This window comes from Microbacterium sp. ARD31 (assembly GCF_031844425.1).
This window is the reverse complement of sequence record NZ_JAUZVE010000125.1, coordinates 1-2397: the sequence shown is the minus strand read 5'-3', so window position 1 is coordinate 2397 and position 2397 is coordinate 1. Positions and strand designations below refer to the sequence as shown.

Here is a 2397-nt window from a genome sequence, read left to right as displayed (position 1 = left end):
TTCCTACGCGCGCAGCGGATAGGGACCGAACTGTCTCACGACGTTCTAAACCCAGCTCGCGTACCGCTTTAATGGGCGAACAGCCCAACCCTTGGGACCTACTCCAGCCCCAGGATGCGACGAGCCGACATCGAGGTGCCAAACCATGCCGTCGATATGGACTCTTGGGCAAGATCAGCCTGTTATCCCCGAGGTACCTTTTATCCGTTGAGCGACAGCGCTTCCACAAGCCACTGCCGGATCACTAGTCCCGACTTTCGTCCCTGCTCGACCTGTCAGTCTCACAGTCAAGCTCCCTTGTGCACTTACACTCGCCACCTGATTGCCAACCAGGTTGAGGGAACCTTTGGGCGCCTCCGTTACTTTTTGGGAGGCAACCGCCCCAGTTAAACTACCCACCAGGCACTGTCCCTGAACCGGATTACGGTTCGAAGTTAGATATCCAGAGTGACCAGAGTGGTATTTCAACAACGACTCCACGGTAACTGGCGTCACCGCTTCACAGTCTCCCACCTATCCTACACAAGCCACACCGAACACCAATACCAAGCTGTAGTAAAGGTCACGGGGTCTTTCCGTCCTGCTGCGCGTAACGAGCATCTTTACTCGTAATGCAATTTCGCCGAGTTCGCGGTTGAGACAGTTGGGAAGTCGTTACGCCATTCGTGCAGGTCGGAACTTACCCGACAAGGAATTTCGCTACCTTAGGATGGTTATAGTTACCACCGCCGTTTACTGGGGCTTAAATTCTCAGCTTCGCCTTGCGGCTAACCGGTCCTCTTAACCTTCCAGCACCGGGCAGGCGTCAGTCCGTATACATCGTCTTGCGACTTGGCACGGACCTGTGTTTTTAGTAAACAGTCGCTACCCACTAGTCTCTGCGGCCACCACACCCTTTCCGGAGCAAGTCCGTATAAGTGGATGGCCCCCCTTCTCCCGAAGTTACGGGGGCATTTTGCCGAGTTCCTTAACCACGATTCTCTCGATCTCCTTGGTATTCTCTACCTGACCACCTGAGTCGGTTTGGGGTACGGGCAGCTAGAACCTCGCGTCGATGCTTTTCTTGGCAGCATAGGATCACCCACTTTTTATCCGCATCGTGTCTCAGCCTGAATGAGAGACGGATTTGCCTATCTCTCGGCCTACGCACTTGCCCCGGGACAACCATCGCCCGGGTTGGGCTACCTTCCTGCGTCACACCTGTTAATACGCTAGCCGCACCAGAACGGGTTCGAGCGTTAGACCGGCCGGCTTCACCCCGAAGGGATCCACTCAGCCGGGTTAGGACTCTTAGCACTACTGGATTAGCTGGGGCGGTTCTTCGCCGGTACGGGAATATCAACCCGTTGTCCATCGACTACGCCTGTCGGCCTCGCCTTAGGTCCCGACTTACCCAGGGAAGATTAGCTTGACCCTGGAACCCTTGGTCTTTCGGAGGACGTGTTTCTCACACGTCTTTCGCTACTCATGCCTGCATTCTCACTCGTGTAGCCTCCACGGCTGGTTCACACCGCCGCTTCGCTGGCCACACGACGCTCTCCTACCCATCAACACGGCTGGACCACGAAGGCCTACCAATAATGTCAATGCCACAACTTCGGTGGCGTGCTTGAGCCCCGTTACATTGTCGGCGCGGAATCACTTGACCAGTGAGCTATTACGCACTCTTTCAAGGGTGGCTGCTTCTAAGCCAACCTCCTGGTTGTCACAGCAACTCCACATCCTTTCCCACTTAGCACGCGCTTTGGGACCTTAGTTGGTGGTCTGGGTTGTTTCCCTCTCGACTATGAAGCTTATCCCCCACAGTCTCACTGCTGCGCTCTCACTTACCGGCATTCGGAGTTTGGCTGACGTCAGTAACCTTGTAGGGCCCATCGGCCATCCAGTAGCTCTACCTCCGGCAAGAAACACGCAACGCTGCACCTAAATGCATTTCGGAGAGAACCAGCTATCACGAAGTTTGATTGGCCTTTCACCCCTATCCACAGCTCATCCCCTCAGTTTTCAACCTAAGTGGGTTCGGCCCTCCACGACGTCTTACCGTCGCTTCAGCCTGGCCATGGATAGATCACTTCGCTTCGGGTCTAGGACATGCGACTGAATCGCCCTATTCAGACTCGCTTTCGCTACGGCTACCCCACACGGGTTAACCTCGCCACATATCGCTAACTCGCAGGCTCATTCTTCAAAAGGCACGCTGTCACACCTACCAGGGGTGCTCCAACGGTTTGTAAGCAAACGGTTTCAGGTACTATTTCACTCCCCTCCCGGGGTACTTTTCACCTTTCCCTCACGGTACTTGTCCGCTATCGGTCATCTGGGAGTATTTAGGCTTATCAGGTGGTCCTGACAGATTCACACGGGATTTCTCGGGCCCCGTGCTACTTGGGATACTCT

The 2397-nt window shown here is 55.0% G+C and carries 1 rRNA gene; it reads right to left on the bottom strand.

The annotated features are described in order from the left end of the window. A 23S ribosomal RNA gene (locus Q9S36_RS51545) occupies positions 1-2397 on the bottom strand; the annotation flags it as partial.